Source organism: Pedobacter sp. 01T416_2, from assembly GCF_056398925.1.
Map to the genome: position 1 here is coordinate 1 of NZ_JBFTQI010000030.1, position 16,830 is coordinate 16,830.

A 16,830-nucleotide genomic window follows, 5' to 3' on the forward strand; every position below is an offset into this window, starting at 1 on the left:
ACTTAAAGCTGTATTGCCGATAAAAATTGTTGGAAAGTTTTACCGGGCGCAGGAAGGTTTTAAACGCGAGTTACTCAATAGATTTAAAGGCGGCCAGAGGCAATAAATAAAAAGACTTACAGCAATGTAGGTCTTTTTTGTTTTAAAGCACTCTTTCATTTCCGTACTTTTGTGCCATGCTTACCCAACGTCAGTTGTTTTTACAACACAATGCACAAACCTCTCCAGCGCCGCTTATGCTCGAATTTGTAAGGGCAAAAGGAATCTACATTTACGATGCCCAAAACAAAAAACACATCGATCTTATTGCCGGTATCGGCGTAAGTAATGTTGGCCATTGCCATCCTGTGGTGGTGAAAGCCATTCAGGAGCAAGCGGAAACCTACATGCACCTAATGGTTTATGGCGAATATGTACAAACGCCTCAGGTAAATTTTGCCAAAGCCCTTGCCGATATTTTACCTGAAAGCTTAAGCTGCACCTACTTTTTAAACTCAGGAACCGAGGCTGTAGAAGGCGCCATGAAACTAGCTAAACGTTATACTGGCCGTAAAGGTTTTATTGCTTGCAAAAATGCTTACCACGGGAGTACACAAGGTGCCGAAAGTTTAATGGAAAGCGATTTCTATTCCTCCGGCTACGGCCCATTCTTGCCACATGTAAGTTTTATCGAGCATAATAATATAGCAGATCTTAATAAAATCACTTCAGAATTTGCTGCTGTTTTTATCGAACCCATTCAGGGTGAAGCCGGAATCCGGGTAGCCGATTTAAGCTATATGCAGGCTTTGCGGACAAAATGCACAGAAACCGGAACTTTGTTAATCTTCGACGAAATACAATCTGGTTTCGGCCGCAGCGGCAAGATGTTTGCTTTCGAGCATTATAATGTTGTGCCCGATGTGCTGCTCCTGGCGAAGGGAATCGGTGGTGGAATGCCAATTGGGGCTTTTATAAGTTCACTAGAGATTATGTCGGTATTATCACATACCCCAATTTTGGGTCACATGACTACTTTTGGTGGTCATCCGGTTTGTTGTGCTGCTGGGTTGGCTACCTTACGTACCTTGGTTGATGATCATATTGTTGAAGAAGTAGAAGAAAAAGGACAATTGTTTAAACTGCTCCTTCAACATCCTGCCATTAAAGAAATTAGGGGAAAAGGTTTAATGTTGGCGGTTGAATTTGAAAATTTCGAGATCAATAAAAAAATCATTGATGCCTGCATTTTAGATGGTGTGTTATCAGACTGGTTTTTACATTGCAGCAATTCTATGCGCATTGCTCCTCCTTTAATTATTACCAAAGAAGAAATTGAAGAAGCTTGTGCGATCATCTTAAAAAATATTAACTTAGTTTTAGAGACTAAAGCATAAAGCTGAAAGACTAAAGAACATTAACTAAATTAAAATGAACGWACTCATAGTTGAAGATGAAAAAAGCCTGGCGCTTGAAATGGATGAATTCTTGAGCAAAGAAGGATTTATTGTAGAGCATGCCTGGAAAAAATCTTCTGCGGAAGAAAAAATATTTGTAAACAATTATGATTTCATTTTACTCGATTTAGGTTTGCCAGATGGTGATGGTTTTGAAATTTTAAAACAGTTAAAGGCCATGAAAGATCGTGATGATGCTGTAATTATCTTAACCGCCCGTAGTGCTGTAGATGACCGGATTAAGGGGCTTGATGAAGGCGCAGACGATTATTTACCAAAACCATTTTCGCTAAATGAACTTTTAGCGCGCATGCATGCCATTACCCGTAGAAAACATAAGTTGGAGAAAAATGAGGTAAACATTCATAATTTTTTGCTCAATATCCAGAACAGGACTGTTTCATTTGGTGATGAAAGACTAAACCTTACCAAAAAGGAATTCGAAATATTTAACTATTTAGTGTTGAACAAAAACCGTGTGGTATCTAGAATGAGTTTAACTGAACACGTTTGGGGTGATATTTTAGAAGTTAATTCTGATTCCAACTTTGTTGATGTTCATGTTAAAAACCTGCGAAAAAAACTTGCAGCAGTGAGTGTAACAGATTGGTTTGAAACCGTAAGGAGTATTGGCTATAGGATTAATTGCTAGAGAGTCGGGAAGTCAGAAGTTAAGCGTCGATCTACCAATGAACCAATGGCAATTGAACCAATGAACCATTAAATAAAATGAAGTTACAGGTTAAGTTTTCCTTATACAATGCAGTAACCAAAATTGCCATTATTCTGGTATTGGGGGCTATCATTCTATTTTCGTTGGATAAACTTGCTTACAACCAATTTGACAACCGTTTAATCAAAAAGAAAAACAAAATCATTAAAAACTTAAACGATAATGAGATCGATAGCCTTTTAAATAAGGAACAATCTTTTACCGATTACAATATTTTAAAGGAAGAATTTATCGTTTTAACAGATATCCCCGATAACCAGAAAGACTCCACAGCAAAAGTATTTACAGAAAAGAGGGAAATTGAAGGCGATATTGAAGTATATAGAATCCTCAATTATAAATTTTCGTATCATACAAACTGGTATAATCTGGAGATTGGAGAAACAATGACGGCGCTCCAATCCATTAAAAATTCGATCCGTTTTTACATGCTGATTGTGCTGGTTGCCGCCTTACTTATTACTTTGGTAGCAGATTTTACCTTCTCAAACTTTTTATTAAAGCCTTTTTACCTCATTATCGACAAAAAGATCAATCTAGTTGATGATCCTTCCCATTACAATTATCAGAATATACCAACTACCACCAACGATTTTAAAATCCTTGACAATAGCATAAACTCTTTAATGCGTAAAATAAATACGCTTTTTGCTTTAGAAAAGCAGTTTATAGCTAACGTTTCGCATGAGCTGCTTACCCCTATTTCAATTTTAAGTACGCGCTTCGAAAATATGCTCAATACTCGAGATATTCCTGTAGAGCATGAAAATAAAATCTACGCCTCTTTAAAAACCTTAAACCGCTTAAAGGTAATTATCAACAGCTTATTGCTCATTTCGAAGGTAGAAAACAATCAGTATCTAAAAACCGAAGAAATTAGCCTCAAACAGGAAATCGATGATATATATGAAGATCTGGAAGATCGAATAGCAGATAAAAATATCAGTTATAATGCTCACCTTTCGAAGGACTTTCATTTTACCGGAAATAAAGCACTGATACATACCCTTTTAATCAATATTATCAATAATGCAATAAAGTATAATATTGAGGGGGGGACCATTGCCATAACAGATAAAACCGAAGCCGAAAAATATATCCTCACCATCAGCGATACCGGATCTGGCATGAGCGCAGCACTCGTAGAAAATGCTTTCGATCGATTTAAAAGGGGAAATACCGAAGAAAACGGCTTTGGCCTGGGGCTAGCCATTGTGCAAAGTATTGCCCGATTCCATAAAATAGAGGTCGATATAAAATCTGAAGAACACAAAGGAACCAACATTTCGTTGTTTTTTTTAAAATAACTTCCCAGTTAAGCTTATAACATAGCTCATATATTTAGGATAAACTTAATTCCGATGTAAGATCGGCACAGGTTTAAGAATCTTTTTGGCAGGGGCTTTGCTTAATAATAAAAAATCAATCCGATAAGAAAAGAATATATCCTAATGAAAAACATCTTCCCAATACTAGGAGCAGCCGCTTTATTGCTGGCATCTTGCCAGGGTGGCACGGCAAAAAAAACACAGGCTAAAATAGATTCCACCATAGTAACCAATGCAACGGCAAGCCCCGATTCTATTCGGTGCTTCCAGTACATTAAAAACCGGGATACTGCCACCCTATCGTTAAAAACAGCGGATAATAAGGTAACAGGTACATTAGGTTATAATTTATACGAAAAAGATAAAAATGCAGGTATAATAGCCGGAATTGTTAAAGGCGATACCATAATTGCTAACTATACTTTTCAGTCTGAAGGCAAAACATCTATTAGGGAAGTGGCTTTTTTGAAAAAGGGTGATCAGCTAGCAGAGGGATTTGGCGATGTAGAGGAAGTAAAAGGAAAAACCAAGTTCAAAGACCTAAGCAAACTAAAGTTTGATGGATTAATGACTTTTGACAAAATTGATTGTAAATAAATTCCGAAGAACCGTCATTCTCAACTTGATTGGGAATCTTAATGCCTAACAAAAGTGCTTTAAGATTCCCGCATACGCGAGAATGACGATTTTCTATAATCTGAGCTTTACTTAGTTACTGCTTCCTTTGCTGCTTTCGTCCATTCTTCGCTTAATTTAAGCATATAATCAGAGTATTTTTGTATTTCATCTGGCTTTAGCTTGCTTGCCCAGCCCGTTGCCTGATTTGCCCAAGCCGTGTATTTATCGCTTAACGCTTTAATTTCTGCAGCATTTTTACTTTTCACAGCTGCAACATATTCGTCTTTAAGTTTAGCATATTCAGCAAGCCCTTTGTTTACCTCTTCACTTGAGAAAGTTGGAACATCGGTTTTAACTGTTTCAGTTGTTTTTGTCGTTATTTTGGTAATGGTGTCTCCATTAGCGGAAATTTCACTAGAGTCTTTGGTTGTTTCCGTTTTTTTAGTGCTATCACACGAAACTAATGTAGAAGCCAATAAGCCTGCTGCAGCGATAGATAAGATGGTGTTTTTCATGATTAATTTGGTTTTAGTCCTGAACAGACGAAATATGATGCCAAATCATAAAAAATCCGATCAAATACTTAAATATTGTGACCGGATATTTTAATTATATTAAATATTGTTGTGCTATAAGTCTTCAAAGCGTTCCCAAAAACCATCAACAGGCAGCTTGGCAAATATATTTACGGGTTCTTTTTTAACCGGGTGTATAAATTGTAAACGGCGGGCATGTAGGCAAATGCTCCCTTTTCTGCTTCCGCGGGGATAGCCATATTTATTATCACCCATAATCGGGCACCCCATTGATGAGAGCTGAACCCTGATCTGGTGCGAACGTCCGGTTAAGGGATCTACTTCTAAGAGGTAATAATCGCCAACCTTCGCCTTTACTTTGTAAGAAAGCTCCGCACGCTGACTACCAGTAACCTCTGTATTATAATAGGAAACGACATTTTTCTGCGGGTTTTTAACCAGCCAATGGATCAAAGTAGCCGACTCTTTCTCCGGCTTGTTCTTCACCACTGCCCAATAGGTTTTCTTTACTTCTCTATTTTTAAAAACGGCATTCATCCGTTCCAAAGCCTTACTCGTTTTAGCAAATAAGATTACGCCGCTCACCGGCCGATCTAATCGGTGTACTACACCCAAAAAAGCACCATTGGGTTTATTGTACTTTTTAGCGATATACTTTTTCACCTGTTCATCCAAAGGCTCATCGCCGGTTTCATCAACCTGCACAATATCACCTGCTCTTTTATTAATGGCGATTAAATGGTTGTCTTCAAAAAGGATGTCGTTATCGGTAATTGGCATCGGTTAGTTTATTGGTTCATTCGTCATTAGTTCACTTAACAAGGCAAATCGTCTATTGCAAAAGTCAATTGGTTAATTTGTTTAAAGTTGGATGGTTTATCTGCGCTTGAAAAAACTCCAAACTCAAAACGCCCAACCCAAACTTAATACTGTTCTTTCTCGTTCGGGAAATCGTTTGCTTTTACATCACGAATGTACGATTGTGCTGCGCCTAAAATTTCATCGTATAAATTAATATACTGACGTAAAAAACGTGGTTTAAACCCTTTTGTTAAGCCAATCATATCATTTACCACCAAAACCTGGCCGTCGCAGTCTTGTCCGGCACCAATACCAATAGTTGGAATATTCAAGCTTTCTGTAACTTCTTTACCTAAAGCAGCAGGAATTTTTTCTAATACGATAGCAAAACAGCCCGCAGCCTGTAAAGCCAAAACATCTGTTTTTAACTTATTTGCTTCTTCTTCTTCCTTAGCGCGGACTGTATATGTTCCGAATTTATAAATCGACTGAGGTGTTAAACCCAAATGCCCCATTACAGGTATTCCTGCTGTGATAATACGTTGAACCGATTCGATAATTTCTTCGCCGCCTTCCAATTTAACACCGTGGGCGCCCGATTCTTTCATAATCCTTATCGCTGAGTTCAAAGCTTCCTTTGAATTTCCCTGATAAGAGCCAAAAGGTAAATCGACAACAACAAAAGCACGTTTAACTGCCCTGATTACCGAGGCAGCATGGTAAATCATCTGATCTAGCGTAATAGGCAAAGTTGTTTCGTGACCAGCCATTACATTAGAAGCAGAATCACCTACAAGTAAAACGTCTAATCCTGCATCATCTAAAATGGTAGCCATCGAGTAATYGTAGGCCGTTAACATAGATATTTTTTCACCACGTTGCTTCATTTCCTGTAAAGTGTGCGTGGTGATGCGTTTGATTTCTTTATGTACCGACATGGGATTTGTTTTGTGTTGCCAAAAGTATTGTTTTTTCTTTAATTAAGCTGAAAAGACTAAAGGTAAAAGACCAAAGCTATTTCAGGCCAAAATCATTTTTTATTTAAATCGTGTCTCACTGCTTTCAGCTTTAGTCTTTCTGCTTTTAGCTCCAGCCTTATTTCACTTTTCTCTTTACATTTCCAATCTAAAACTCTATCTTTGTACCCCGAAATGGAAGGGATATATTCATCTTTTTTTGCACCCAGCAAAAACGGCTTTAATGCCGAAAGCCATTCTTTTTTCAACTCTTTTTTAAATCAAAATCCATATTGTAATTACCATGACTAACTACACCAAGTTACCTGCGATTTTATTACTGGCCGATGGCACAGTTTTTTACGGCAAAGCGGCCGGAAAAATTGGCACCACTACTGGCGAAATTTGTTTTAATACCGGGATGACAGGTTACCAGGAAATTTTTACTGATCCAAGTTATTTTGGCCAGATAATGGTTACCACCAATGCGCATATTGGTAATTACGGTATCCACAAAGATGAAATCGAATCAGGTTCGATTAAAATTGCTGGTTTAGTCTGCAAAAATTACAACATCGTTTATAGCCGTAAAGAAGCAACAGAATCGATTCAGGATTATTTTCAGAACGACAACTTGGTTGCCATTTCTGATATTGACACACGTGCGTTGGTTCGCCACATTAGAGATAAAGGCGCAATGAATGCGATTATTTCTTCTGAGATTACGGATTTAGAAGAATTAAAACAAAAATTAGCCGAAGTACCTTCAATGGAAGGTCTAGAGCTTTCATCTAAAGTAAGTACAACCGAGCCTTATTTTTATGGCAACCCTGAAGCGAGCTTAAAAGTGGCGGCTTTAGATTTAGGTATCAAGAAAAATATTTTGCGCAGTTTCGAAAACCGCGATATCTACGTTCAGGTTTTCCCGGCGAAAACTACTTTTGCCGAAATGGAAAAATTCAGCCCTGATGGTTATTTCATTTCTAACGGCCCTGGCGATCCATCAGTGATGCCTTACGCCGTAGAAACAATCAAAGATATTCTAGCGGTAAATAAACCAATGTTCGGGATCTGTTTAGGTCACCAGTTATTGGCCGAAGCTAATGGTATTGGCACCATGAAAATGTTTAACGGTCACCGTGGATTAAACCATCCGGTAAAAAACATTATCAAAAACCACTGCGAAGTTACCTCACAAAACCACGGTTTTGGTGTAATTCCTGATGAGGTTAGAAACTCTGATAAAGTAGAGATTACCCACGTTAACTTAAACGATAAATCAATCGAGGGTATCCGTGTTAAAGGTAAAAAAGCATTTTCGGTTCAGTATCACCCAGAGTCTTCACCAGGTCCACACGATTCGCGTTACTTATTCGACGATTTTGTTGATGTAATGAAGGGCGAATTATCCTGGTAAACTACAAGTCTTTTTATTAAAGCATTAAAACACTGCTCAATCCTATTGGCAGTGTTTTTTTATTTAAATTAGAACATGTTGAAAAACCTTTTTATTGCGTGTATTGCTGTTTTATTATGTTTCTTCAGCTCCTGTATTTCCAGATTATCAAGACCGGCAATTACAGGCACTATATTGGATTATCAGAACAACCCTGTTGTTGGCTGTAAGGTGGGCGAAACCATTACAGATGCAAATGGTAAGTTTTATTTAAAAGAACTCCGTTATAGTAAATTTTTCATATCCGAAATCTTCATGATGGAAGCCCCTCCCCTTCACTTTTCTGAAATTATAAAAAAAGAAGGATTTTTGAGTTACAACATAGAAGGACATAACCCTTTTGGTGGCGGACAGGGAAAGGGTGCAGCTGCTAGCATCGACACGATTTACTTAAAAAGAATAAATGAAGTACTTAACGCTAAAGATTATATTTATGCGGACTGGAAATTTGTCGCAAATAAAAGCTTAGACACCCTCTATGGCACAAATGCCAATTTCAGGCTTCAAAATTCAGTAACCAATAACAGGGAATTTGTAGAGAAAATACAATATGGGTTAATCTATAAATTTAACGCGACAAAAAAGCCCGATACCACGTGGAGTATTGAATCATATGATCTAAAAACTACCTACTTGGTATCGCTTAAAACCAATGGAACCTTTACGGGAAAAAAGGTACGCGAATACCAAAACCCCTGGAAACACAGAATGGAATACGATCGCACTTATAGAGAATCGTATGTTATTCCTGCCGACAGTATAAATACAAAAGGAAAGTTTAGTTTTCTAAAAGATCAAATTGTTTTCGGCGAAGCTTTTAACAAGGCTAAAAACACTTATAAAATAGACTCGATAGATCGCGATGTGATCATTTTAACCAAAAAGAGCACCAATTAATGTTTTTACCTACTACAAACATCATTTTACCGACATTTTCGGTTATCCATCTACAAATTCATTCTCTATTCATTTAAAGCTGCTTACATTCGCAACATGGAAACAAAAAAAGCCATTATCAGCGTTAAAAACCTGGTAAAAAAATACGATGATTTCGTGGCCGTTCAAGGGCTTAGCTTTGAAGTTTACGAGCATGAGATTTTTGGTCTGCTTGGCCCTAATGGTGCCGGAAAAACCACTACCCTCGAAATTATTGAAACCCTAAGGGATAAAACCTCCGGAGAAATTATCGTTGATGGTTTTTCTGTCGACAAACAGCCGCAGGATATTAAACAGATTATTGGCGTACAGCTACAAGCAGCTGGTTATTATCCAAATCTGAATCTCATCGAACTGATCGAACTTTTTGCTGGTTTATATGGTGCCAGCATCAAACCGATGGAAATGCTGGAGAAAGTAAACCTTCAGGATAAGGCCAAAGCCAAATACAAAGCACTTTCTGGCGGCCAGAAACAGCGCTTCTCTATAGCAACTACATTAATCAACCAACCCAAAATTATTTTTTTGGATGAGCCCACTACAGGCTTAGACCCACAGGCCCGAAGAAATCTCTGGGATCTGATTATCGAAATCCGAAATGCAGGCACCACCGTTGTAATCACCACCCACTATATGGACGAGGCTGAACAACTTTGCGATCGCGTTGCTTTTGTAGAACGCGGACAGATTATCGCGCTGGATACTCCTGATAATTTAATAGATAAATTAGTGAGCAGTGGTTTTGAGCGCAAAAAAGAGGTTAAAAAGGCCAATCTGGAAGATGTTTTCATCAATCTTACCGGCCAGGAATGGAGAGAATAATTAATTTTCTTTTGAAAAGCAAGGACAGCATTACAATTAACGTTACGCCCGCTTTCCGTTACAATCTTTTTGTAAATCCATCAATAGGTAATAAAACATCTAAAACAAAAAGGATTTACACTACAATCGGGTTTAAGAACATAAAAACAGTACAACTATTAATCAAATAGTAAATGAAAAAATACAATAACCTTACAGCAACCCTTGCCCTTGCCAAAGCGAGTTTCCGGTCAATTATGCGGAGCCCATCGGCAGTGGTATTTACGCTTGCTTTTCCTTTGATATTTATTTTAGTCTTCGGATTTTTAGGTGGCGGAGGAACACGCATCGATGTGGGCGTAGCACCGGGCTCTGATGTAAACAACCCGGTAATGGGCATGTTGGAAAAAACAGGAATGATCCGCCTGGTTAAAGATAAATCGAAAGCTGAGTTTGATAAACTGTTAGAAAAAGGCAATGTTGATGCCATGATTGATGTTCACAGAAAAGTCAATTCAGCTGCTTATTCGGTCAACGTAGTTTACACCTCCGCATCAAGAGATAAAGGCGGGATTTTAAAATCGGTTTTAAACAATATTTTTTACGATAAAACATTAAAACCGACAGTAGCAGAGATAAAAGAAAGCACCATTACTGGCCGCGAATATAAAACCATCGATTTTATACTTCCTGGGCAGTTAGGTTTCTCGCTATTAAGCACGGGTGTTTTCGGAACTGCATTCGTTTTTTTAAGTCTGCGCCAAACCCTGGTTATTAAACGCTTTTTTGCAACACCAGTAAGGCGTTCAAGCATTGTAATCGGCGAAGGTATTGCCCGCATTGGTTTTGCCTTAATTGGTGCGTTGTTTATCATTTTGATAGGTCATTTCTTTTTTGGCTTTACACTCGTCCATGGTGCGCTCACCGTCGTCAATATGCTCATACTGGCTACGCTTGGTGTGATTGTTTTTATGGGCTTTGGTTTTATCATTTCAGGCATTGCTAAAAACGAAAGTATGGTACCACCCATCTCGAACATCGTTACTTTACCACAGTTTTTACTATCAGGGACATTCTTTTCTATCGAGGCTTTTCCTAGCTGGTTACAGCCCATTAGTAGAGCATTACCCCTTACCTATTTAAACGATGCCATGCGCAAAGTGGCTTTTGAGGGCTTGGGCTTATGGGACGTTAAATTCCAGATCATGATCCTATTGCTTTGGGGCATTGGTATTTACGCTGTTGCGGTAAAAGTATTCAAATGGGAATAACTGAAAAAAGAAGGTTTTTAAATGGTAGCAAATCAGCTATCATTTTTTTTGGATAAAAATCTTTAATATCGGATAAGTGAATTTTTAAATCAAACCGATAGTTATTATATTTGGGTATGTGGAAATTCGATTTAAGCGATTTAGAAGAACTATTACCTCAAATAGACAGGTTGTACGAGAAAAAAGCCAGGTTAGAAACCTCAAGGCCACTGCCTAATAGCGCGCTACACCGTATCAAAGAAGACCTTACCTTAGAATGGACTTACAACTCCAATAGCATAGAAGGAAACACTTTAAGCCTCAAAGAAACCCAAATAGTTTTACAGGAAGGTATGACCGTTAAAGGGAAATCATTGAGAGAGCATTTTGAAGCCTATAACCACGCAAAAGCCATCGATTACCTCTATACCATAGTCAATAAGAACTACGCGCTTAGAAGCATCGATATTTTGTCGCTTCATGGCTTAGTGCTCAGGAGCATTGAAGATGATTATGCAGACCGGCTAAGAAACGGCGGTGTTCGTATTGTTGGTGCAAATTTTACACCGCCCAACGCTAACAACGTTTCTGATCTATTAGATGAATTAGTTGGCTTCGTTAATGATAATCCTTTAGGCTTAAATGACATTTTACTGTCTACTATTTTCCATCATAAATTGGTTTGGATTCATCCTTTTTTTGATGGAAATGGCCGTACGGTGAGGCTTGCCATGAATTTACTGCTCATGCGCAAAGGCTTCCCACCTGCCATTATCCTTAAAAACGACAGAAAGAAATACTACGAGGCACTTAACCAAGCCAACAAGGGTAATTACCATAAGCTTTGTTTGTTAATGCTGCAGGCTCTGGAGCGCTCGTTAAACATCTATATAAATGCATTGCCAGGAAACACCTACGGAGATTACGAACTAATATCGCATATTGTTTCAGAACCTGATGTTCCATATGGGCAGGAGTATGTGAGTTTGTTAGCGAGGCAGGGCAAAATAGATGCTTACAAAGAAGGTAGAGATTGGCTTACCACAAAATCGGCAGTTCAAAGCTATATCAAAACACGAAAAAGAAAACGTTAACCTTTTTTAACTTTTTACAGACTGATATTGATGTAATTTTACCGAAAAATATTTAATGAAAAGCTTGATTATCTTTTGCAGTATTTTATTGATTGCCAATACTTCAAAAGCACAGTTTAAATTCTTAGCTAATAACAGCTCTGACCAATACAAGGCCAAAATTTTTGTTGATAAATGCGAAGGTAATGCTTGTAGCGGAAAAGCTACAATTATTATTTACGATAAGGCCACAGATAGAGAAGTAGACACCTTCCATTCTGAAGATTTAGATTTTGGCCTAACTGAAACCCAGAATGCCAAACTTGGATGGCTCGATCTGGGCAAATACCAAACACCTTTAATTTTTAGCGATTTTAATTTTGATGGTTTTGAAGATATCGCCATAAGAAATGGCAATAATGGTGCTTATGCCAGTCCATCTTACAACATTTATTTATCATCAAAAGAAAATAAGTTTTTACTGAATAAAGAACTTACTAAACTGGCAAGCGAAAACCTGGGCATGTTCGATATTGATAAAAAAACAAAGCAGATTGCCATCCACCAAAAAGATGGATGCTGTTTTGACAAAACCATCAATTATAAATATGATACTAAAAATGTGCTTTACGAAGACTCATCGGTAATTGAAGATTCGAGTATTACAGATAATGTTACGGTGATTACGCAAAAACTTGTTGATGGAAAAATAAAAAGGACTGTGCAAAAATTTAAGATGAAAGATTATTACAATCAATAAGTCGAATTTTTAACCACAGGTACACACAGATAAGCACGGATTTCTGCGTTCGTTCCCTTTTTATTTTTTTCTGGTGGTAGCGCCTCGCTACGACATACCAATAAGTTTATTTTTTAGTGTCTTAGCAGGATGCTAAGACCAGATTGTGCGAAGTGCAACGCAGCCGAGAACCACAAAGTGTTCAGCGAAGCTAAATCTATCTGGAGAGCACTTTTAACTTAGATCTCTCCGCCATGTTCCGGTCGAGATGACGAACCTGTTATTAAAGACTTTTCTATTTAAAGTGCTGCTTTTACCAAAAATGGCAATATTTCTTTCTGGAAACTTACAAAGTTTTTACGAACGTCAGAATCACTAACTGAGGTAAATGCAAATGAAAATACTATGCTCTTACTGGCTTTTAGCAGAAAGGCTAATCCTTCTCTTCTGGCAGGGTTATTCTTAAAGTTATCCAATTGCAGGTAAGCGGCTAATAATAAAGCCTCAAGCTGATCTGACAAGTGTTTTAAGAATTCCTGTGAGTTTGCATTTTCGCGAACGAAATCCCACCCGATAAATTCGTTACAGGCCGTAAAAGATAAACGGCTGGTTTTCATTACCAATGCTTTTAAATGCTCTTCTTCTGATGCGTAGCTTAATTTATTATGCAGGATTTCGTGAAGATTCTGATCAAGGTAATCCATTAGGATACTATCCAGCACCTGTTCTTTACTTTCGAAATATTTGTAAATCGTTGCTTTGGCAATACGCGCCTTTTTAGCAATTTCGTTTACACTGGTTTTATGATAACCGTATTTTCTAAATAGTTCTTTGGCAGCCTTTTTTACTGTTTCTTTTATTTTTTCAGCTTCCATTTTAATTGCTTACGTGTAATAGTGTATTGCCCTGCAAAGAAATATTATATGCTTTTAAGCTTCTTTCTGCGGGGGCTTTTTGTGGGCTACCATCAAGCAGTGAAAATTTTGCGCCCGAACATGGATCGGTTGCGGTAAATCCACTGTCATCAGGCACTACTTTACAAATTTTTTCAGGATTTACGGTACTGCAACGATCAAATACGACATAACTGTTGGATGATATTCTCACAATAATTAAACCTCCAACACCCCGATCAGCAACTAGCATAACATTATCTTTTTGCTTAATGGAAAACTCTTGAAGTGTTACATTATAATTTACCGGCACATCAGGAATGTAACCTTCATCTTTGCCACAGCCTGTGGTAATTAAGAGTACAAACAATATGCTATATAAATACTTCATCATTAAATTAAAGCAGATTTAAATTGCTTCAAGAAACGTACATCGTTTTCAGAGAACAAACGCAGATCTTTAATTTCGTATTTCAGGTTGGTAATACGTTCTATTCCCATTCCAAATGCAAAACCGCTGTATTTTTTCGAATCGATACCACAATTTTCCAAAACATTGGGATCTACCATACCGCAGCCCAAAATCTCAACCCAACCACTGTATTTACAAAACTGGCAGCCTGCTCCTTTACAAATGGTACAAGAAATATCCATCTCTGCAGATGGCTCTGTAAAAGGAAAATATGATGGACGGAAACGCACTTTTGTACCTTCTCCGTATAATTCTTGAACGAAATAAAATAACGTTTGTTTTAAATCGGCAAATGAAACATTTTCATCAACATACAAACCTTCTACCTGATGGAAAAAGCAGTGTGCACGTGCAGAAATGGCTTCGTTACGGTAAACACGACCAGGCATGATTGCCCTGAATGGCGGTTGACCCTGCTCCATCATACGAACCTGTACAGAAGAAGTATGTGTACGCAGTGCAATATCGCCTTTTTCTCCACCTTTTTTTATGAAGAAAGTATCTTGCATGTCTCTTGCAGGATGCTCTTCAGGAAAATTCAGTGCTGAGAAGTTATGCCAATCATCTTCAAYTTCAGGACCTTCTGCTACTGTAAAACCAAGTTTGGCAAAAATTTCTACAATTTCGCGGCGCACTAAAGCTAAAGGGTGGCGCGAGCCAATCTCGAAACCTTCACCTGGCAAAGTTAAATCTTGTTGTGCGTTTTCAGTTTTCACCTCGGCACTTTCTGTAGATTCTTTTAAGGTTAAGTATTTTGATTCGGCAAGTTGCTTAAACTCATTTAAAACTTTACCTAACGATCTTTTTTCTTCAACAGAAACAGATTTGAATTCGTCGAAAATCTCTTTGATTACGCCTTTACTTCCTAAATATTTGATGYGGAATTGCTCTAACTCGTCTGCTTTTTCAGTTACGAAAGCATTAATTTTATCGGTATATTGTGTTATTTTGTCCTGTAACATGGCTTCAAATATACGGCAAATTATCCAATAATTTTAGGGGTAAATGAGTTCAAATAATCTGTTTACAATACCATTATAAAAGAAAATGGACCCATAAACTATAAAAGCCGCTTAAGCGGCTTTTATAGTTATCGTAGATATATAGATTTTAAATTACACCCAATTCTTTCCCTACCTTAGTAAATGCAGCAATCGCTTTATCTAAGTGATGTTGCTCATGTCCGGCTGATAATTGTACACGGATTCTCGCTTTACCTTGAGGCACAACAGGATAAAAGAACCCGATTACATAAATACCTTCTTCTAACATTTTAGCAGCAAATTGTTGTGCAATTTTTGCATCGTACAACATTACCGGAACAATTGGATGGAAACCTGGTTTAATATCGAAACCAGCTGCAGTCATTTTTTCACGGAAATACTTCGTATTATTTTCTAATTTATCTCTTAACGAAGTGGTTTCACTTAACATATCTAATACTGCGATAGATGCGCCTGCAATTGCTGGCGCTAAGGTATTAGAGAACAAATAAGGACGTGAACGTTGACGCAACATATCAACGATTTCTTTTTTACCTGAAGTAAAACCGCCAGATGCACCACCTAAAGCTTTACCTAAAGTACCGGTGATGATATCAATACGGTCTATTACATTGAAGTGTTCGTGTGTTCCGCGGCCATTTTTACCGATAAAACCTGTACAGTGCGATTCATCGATCATAATCAAGGCCTCGTATTTATCGGCCAGATCTGCAATTTTATCCAGCGGAGCAACTGATCCGTCCATAGAGAAAGCACCATCGGTAACAATGATTCTATGTCTGCAATCTTTAGCAGCAATTAACTGTTTTTCCAGATCTTCCATATCTGCATTTTTATAACGGAAACGTTGTGCTTTACACAACCTAACACCGTCGATAATTGATGCGTGATTTAATTCATCAGAAATAATGGCATCTTCTGCATTAAATAATGGTTCAAAAACACCACCATTGGCATCAAATGCAGCAGCATACAAAATGGTATCTTCTGTACCTAAAAATTTAGAAATTTTAGCCTCCAATTCTTTATGTACATCTTGTGTGCCGCAGATAAAACGCACTGAAGACATTCCATAGCCATGATCGTCGATCGCTTTTTTAGCCGCTTCTATCACCTTTGGATGAGAAGAGAGCCCTAAATAATTATTTGCACAAAAGTTAACTACTTCAGCACCGCCACTTACCTTAATGTCGGCACCCTGAGGGGTAATAATAATTCTTTCGCGTTTAAATAATCCAGCGTTTTCGATTTCTTCAAGTTCTTTCTGAAGAACAGGTTGTAATGTTTTATACATGGCCTTTTTATATGGTTGATTTTACGCCCAAAGTTATAAAAAAAAGTCTTTACAGACCTAAAAAGGCAATTTTATACCTATATTTTGTAGACAAACGTTTGATCAATTAATTAATTACCACAAGATTTATTGATTTTAAGAAAATTAGTACTATTATTATTTCCCAAATCCGACAAAACCCAGATCCTATTGAATGGCGCTACTAATTATGGTCGCAAAAACTAATTACTACCAATATGAAATTTGATGAATTATACTGGCACGACTCAGTTATAAAGAGAGTCGAAATAGATAGAACTAAACCAGGAAAACAAGATACTATCACCTTTGAAATTGATTGGTACGACAGTGGAATAGGAAAACTTTTGTTTGAAGATGTTTATTGGATGCGCATTGATATGAATTTTGGGATAGTAGCGGATGATTGTATTGATGATGCATTTATATCTCTGGCGGAAGATGTCGATCTTATCAGATTTAAGGGAAAATGGCGTGGATTAATTG

At 37.6% G+C, this 16,830-nt stretch carries 19 protein-coding genes; 11 read left to right on the forward strand and 8 right to left on the reverse strand.

What is annotated here, in order from left to right:
• Positions 1-176: 176 nt before the first annotated feature.
• The 4 genes from AC1DPQ_RS02670 to AC1DPQ_RS02685 all read left to right on the forward strand — a co-directional run bounded on the left by AC1DPQ_RS02670 (position 177) and on the right by AC1DPQ_RS02685 (position 4,094).
• Positions 177-1,376 carry an aspartate aminotransferase family protein gene (locus AC1DPQ_RS02670; protein ID WP_477607811.1) on the forward strand — a complete coding sequence of 400 codons (1,200 nt, stop codon included), beginning with the start codon at positions 177-179 and terminating at the stop codon, positions 1,374-1,376.
• Between the two features lie 34 nt (positions 1,377-1,410).
• Positions 1,411-2,088, forward strand: a complete 678-nt coding sequence (locus tag AC1DPQ_RS02675; protein ID WP_477607813.1) for a response regulator transcription factor — start codon at positions 1,411-1,413, stop codon at positions 2,086-2,088.
• Between the two features lie 77 nt (positions 2,089-2,165).
• Positions 2,166-3,476: a sensor histidine kinase gene (locus tag AC1DPQ_RS02680; RefSeq protein ID WP_477607815.1), complete on the forward strand. Its 1,311-nt coding sequence runs from the start codon at positions 2,166-2,168 to the stop codon at positions 3,474-3,476.
• A 144-nt stretch (positions 3,477-3,620) separates the two neighbouring features.
• On the forward strand, positions 3,621-4,094 hold the full coding sequence (locus AC1DPQ_RS02685) for a hypothetical protein (RefSeq protein ID WP_477607817.1): 474 nt from the start codon (positions 3,621-3,623) through the stop codon (positions 4,092-4,094).
• A 107-nt stretch (positions 4,095-4,201) separates the two neighbouring features.
• Here AC1DPQ_RS02685 and AC1DPQ_RS02690 read toward each other — a convergent pair whose 3' ends face one another.
• From AC1DPQ_RS02690 to AC1DPQ_RS02705, 4 genes are all read right to left on the reverse strand, one after another.
• Positions 4,202-4,630 carry a hypothetical protein gene (locus tag AC1DPQ_RS02690; protein WP_477583321.1) on the reverse strand — a complete coding sequence of 143 codons (429 nt, stop codon included), beginning with the start codon at positions 4,628-4,630 and terminating at the stop codon, positions 4,202-4,204.
• Positions 4,631-4,744: 114 nt separating this feature from the next.
• Positions 4,745-5,431 carry an RluA family pseudouridine synthase gene (locus tag AC1DPQ_RS02695; RefSeq protein WP_108198402.1) on the reverse strand — a complete coding sequence of 229 codons (687 nt, stop codon included), beginning with the start codon at positions 5,429-5,431 and terminating at the stop codon, positions 4,745-4,747.
• A 143-nt stretch (positions 5,432-5,574) separates the two neighbouring features.
• On the reverse strand, positions 5,575-6,390 hold the full coding sequence (gene panB, locus AC1DPQ_RS02700; RefSeq protein WP_477607819.1) for a 3-methyl-2-oxobutanoate hydroxymethyltransferase: 816 nt from the start codon (positions 6,388-6,390) through the stop codon (positions 5,575-5,577).
• A gap of 92 nt (positions 6,391-6,482) precedes the next feature.
• A complete protein-coding gene (locus AC1DPQ_RS02705) occupies positions 6,483-6,677 on the reverse strand; it encodes a hypothetical protein (RefSeq protein ID WP_477583325.1) in 195 nt (64 codons plus the stop codon).
• Between the two features lie 35 nt (positions 6,678-6,712).
• On the opposite strand from AC1DPQ_RS02705, the gene carA reads away from it, so the two are divergent.
• The 6 genes from carA (at position 6,713) to AC1DPQ_RS02735 (ending at position 12,684) form a co-directional block, all read left to right on the forward strand.
• On the forward strand, positions 6,713-7,825 hold the full coding sequence (gene carA / locus AC1DPQ_RS02710; protein ID WP_477607821.1) for a glutamine-hydrolyzing carbamoyl-phosphate synthase small subunit: 1,113 nt from the start codon (positions 6,713-6,715) through the stop codon (positions 7,823-7,825).
• 75 nt (positions 7,826-7,900) lie between these two features.
• Entirely contained in the window at positions 7,901-8,761 is an 861-nt protein-coding gene (locus AC1DPQ_RS02715; RefSeq protein WP_477583329.1) for a hypothetical protein, read from the forward strand.
• A 96-nt stretch (positions 8,762-8,857) separates the two neighbouring features.
• The gene (locus tag AC1DPQ_RS02720) at positions 8,858-9,622 is read left to right on the forward strand and encodes an ABC transporter ATP-binding protein (protein ID WP_477607823.1); all 765 of its coding nucleotides are present in this window, start codon (positions 8,858-8,860) and stop codon (positions 9,620-9,622) included.
• 173 nt (positions 9,623-9,795) lie between these two features.
• Positions 9,796-10,872 (forward strand): ABC transporter permease, encoded by a 1,077-nt coding sequence (locus AC1DPQ_RS02725; protein WP_477583333.1) that lies wholly within the window; start codon positions 9,796-9,798, stop codon positions 10,870-10,872.
• A gap of 116 nt (positions 10,873-10,988) precedes the next feature.
• Positions 10,989-11,945, forward strand: coding sequence for a Fic family protein (locus AC1DPQ_RS02730; protein WP_477583334.1), 957 nt, complete (start codon positions 10,989-10,991; stop codon positions 11,943-11,945).
• Positions 11,946-12,000: 55 nt separating this feature from the next.
• Positions 12,001-12,684 carry an XAC2610-related protein gene (locus tag AC1DPQ_RS02735; RefSeq protein ID WP_477607825.1) on the forward strand — a complete coding sequence of 228 codons (684 nt, stop codon included), beginning with the start codon at positions 12,001-12,003 and terminating at the stop codon, positions 12,682-12,684.
• A 278-nt stretch (positions 12,685-12,962) separates the two neighbouring features.
• Here AC1DPQ_RS02735 and AC1DPQ_RS02740 read toward each other — a convergent pair whose 3' ends face one another.
• The 4 genes from AC1DPQ_RS02740 to kbl all read right to left on the reverse strand — a co-directional run bounded on the left by AC1DPQ_RS02740 (position 12,963) and on the right by kbl (position 16,326).
• Complete coding sequence (locus AC1DPQ_RS02740) at positions 12,963-13,538, reverse strand: TetR/AcrR family transcriptional regulator (protein ID WP_029274048.1); 576 nt, start codon at positions 13,536-13,538, stop codon at positions 12,963-12,965.
• Position 13,539: 1 nt separating this feature from the next.
• The gene (locus AC1DPQ_RS02745; RefSeq protein WP_477607827.1) at positions 13,540-13,950 is read right to left on the reverse strand and encodes a Rieske (2Fe-2S) protein; all 411 of its coding nucleotides are present in this window, start codon (positions 13,948-13,950) and stop codon (positions 13,540-13,542) included.
• On the reverse strand, positions 13,950-14,990 hold the full coding sequence (gene pheS / locus AC1DPQ_RS02750) for a phenylalanine--tRNA ligase subunit alpha (RefSeq protein WP_477607829.1): 1,041 nt from the start codon (positions 14,988-14,990) through the stop codon (positions 13,950-13,952). Before pheS ends, AC1DPQ_RS02745 begins: the two co-directional genes overlap by 1 nt.
• A gap of 148 nt (positions 14,991-15,138) precedes the next feature.
• Positions 15,139-16,326 (reverse strand): glycine C-acetyltransferase, encoded by a 1,188-nt coding sequence (gene kbl / locus AC1DPQ_RS02755; RefSeq protein WP_477585160.1) that lies wholly within the window; start codon positions 16,324-16,326, stop codon positions 15,139-15,141.
• Between the two features lie 236 nt (positions 16,327-16,562).
• Here kbl and AC1DPQ_RS02760 point away from each other — a divergent pair.
• The coding region (locus tag AC1DPQ_RS02760) for a hypothetical protein (protein WP_477607831.1) at positions 16,563-16,830 on the forward strand (268 nt) is incomplete at its 3' end.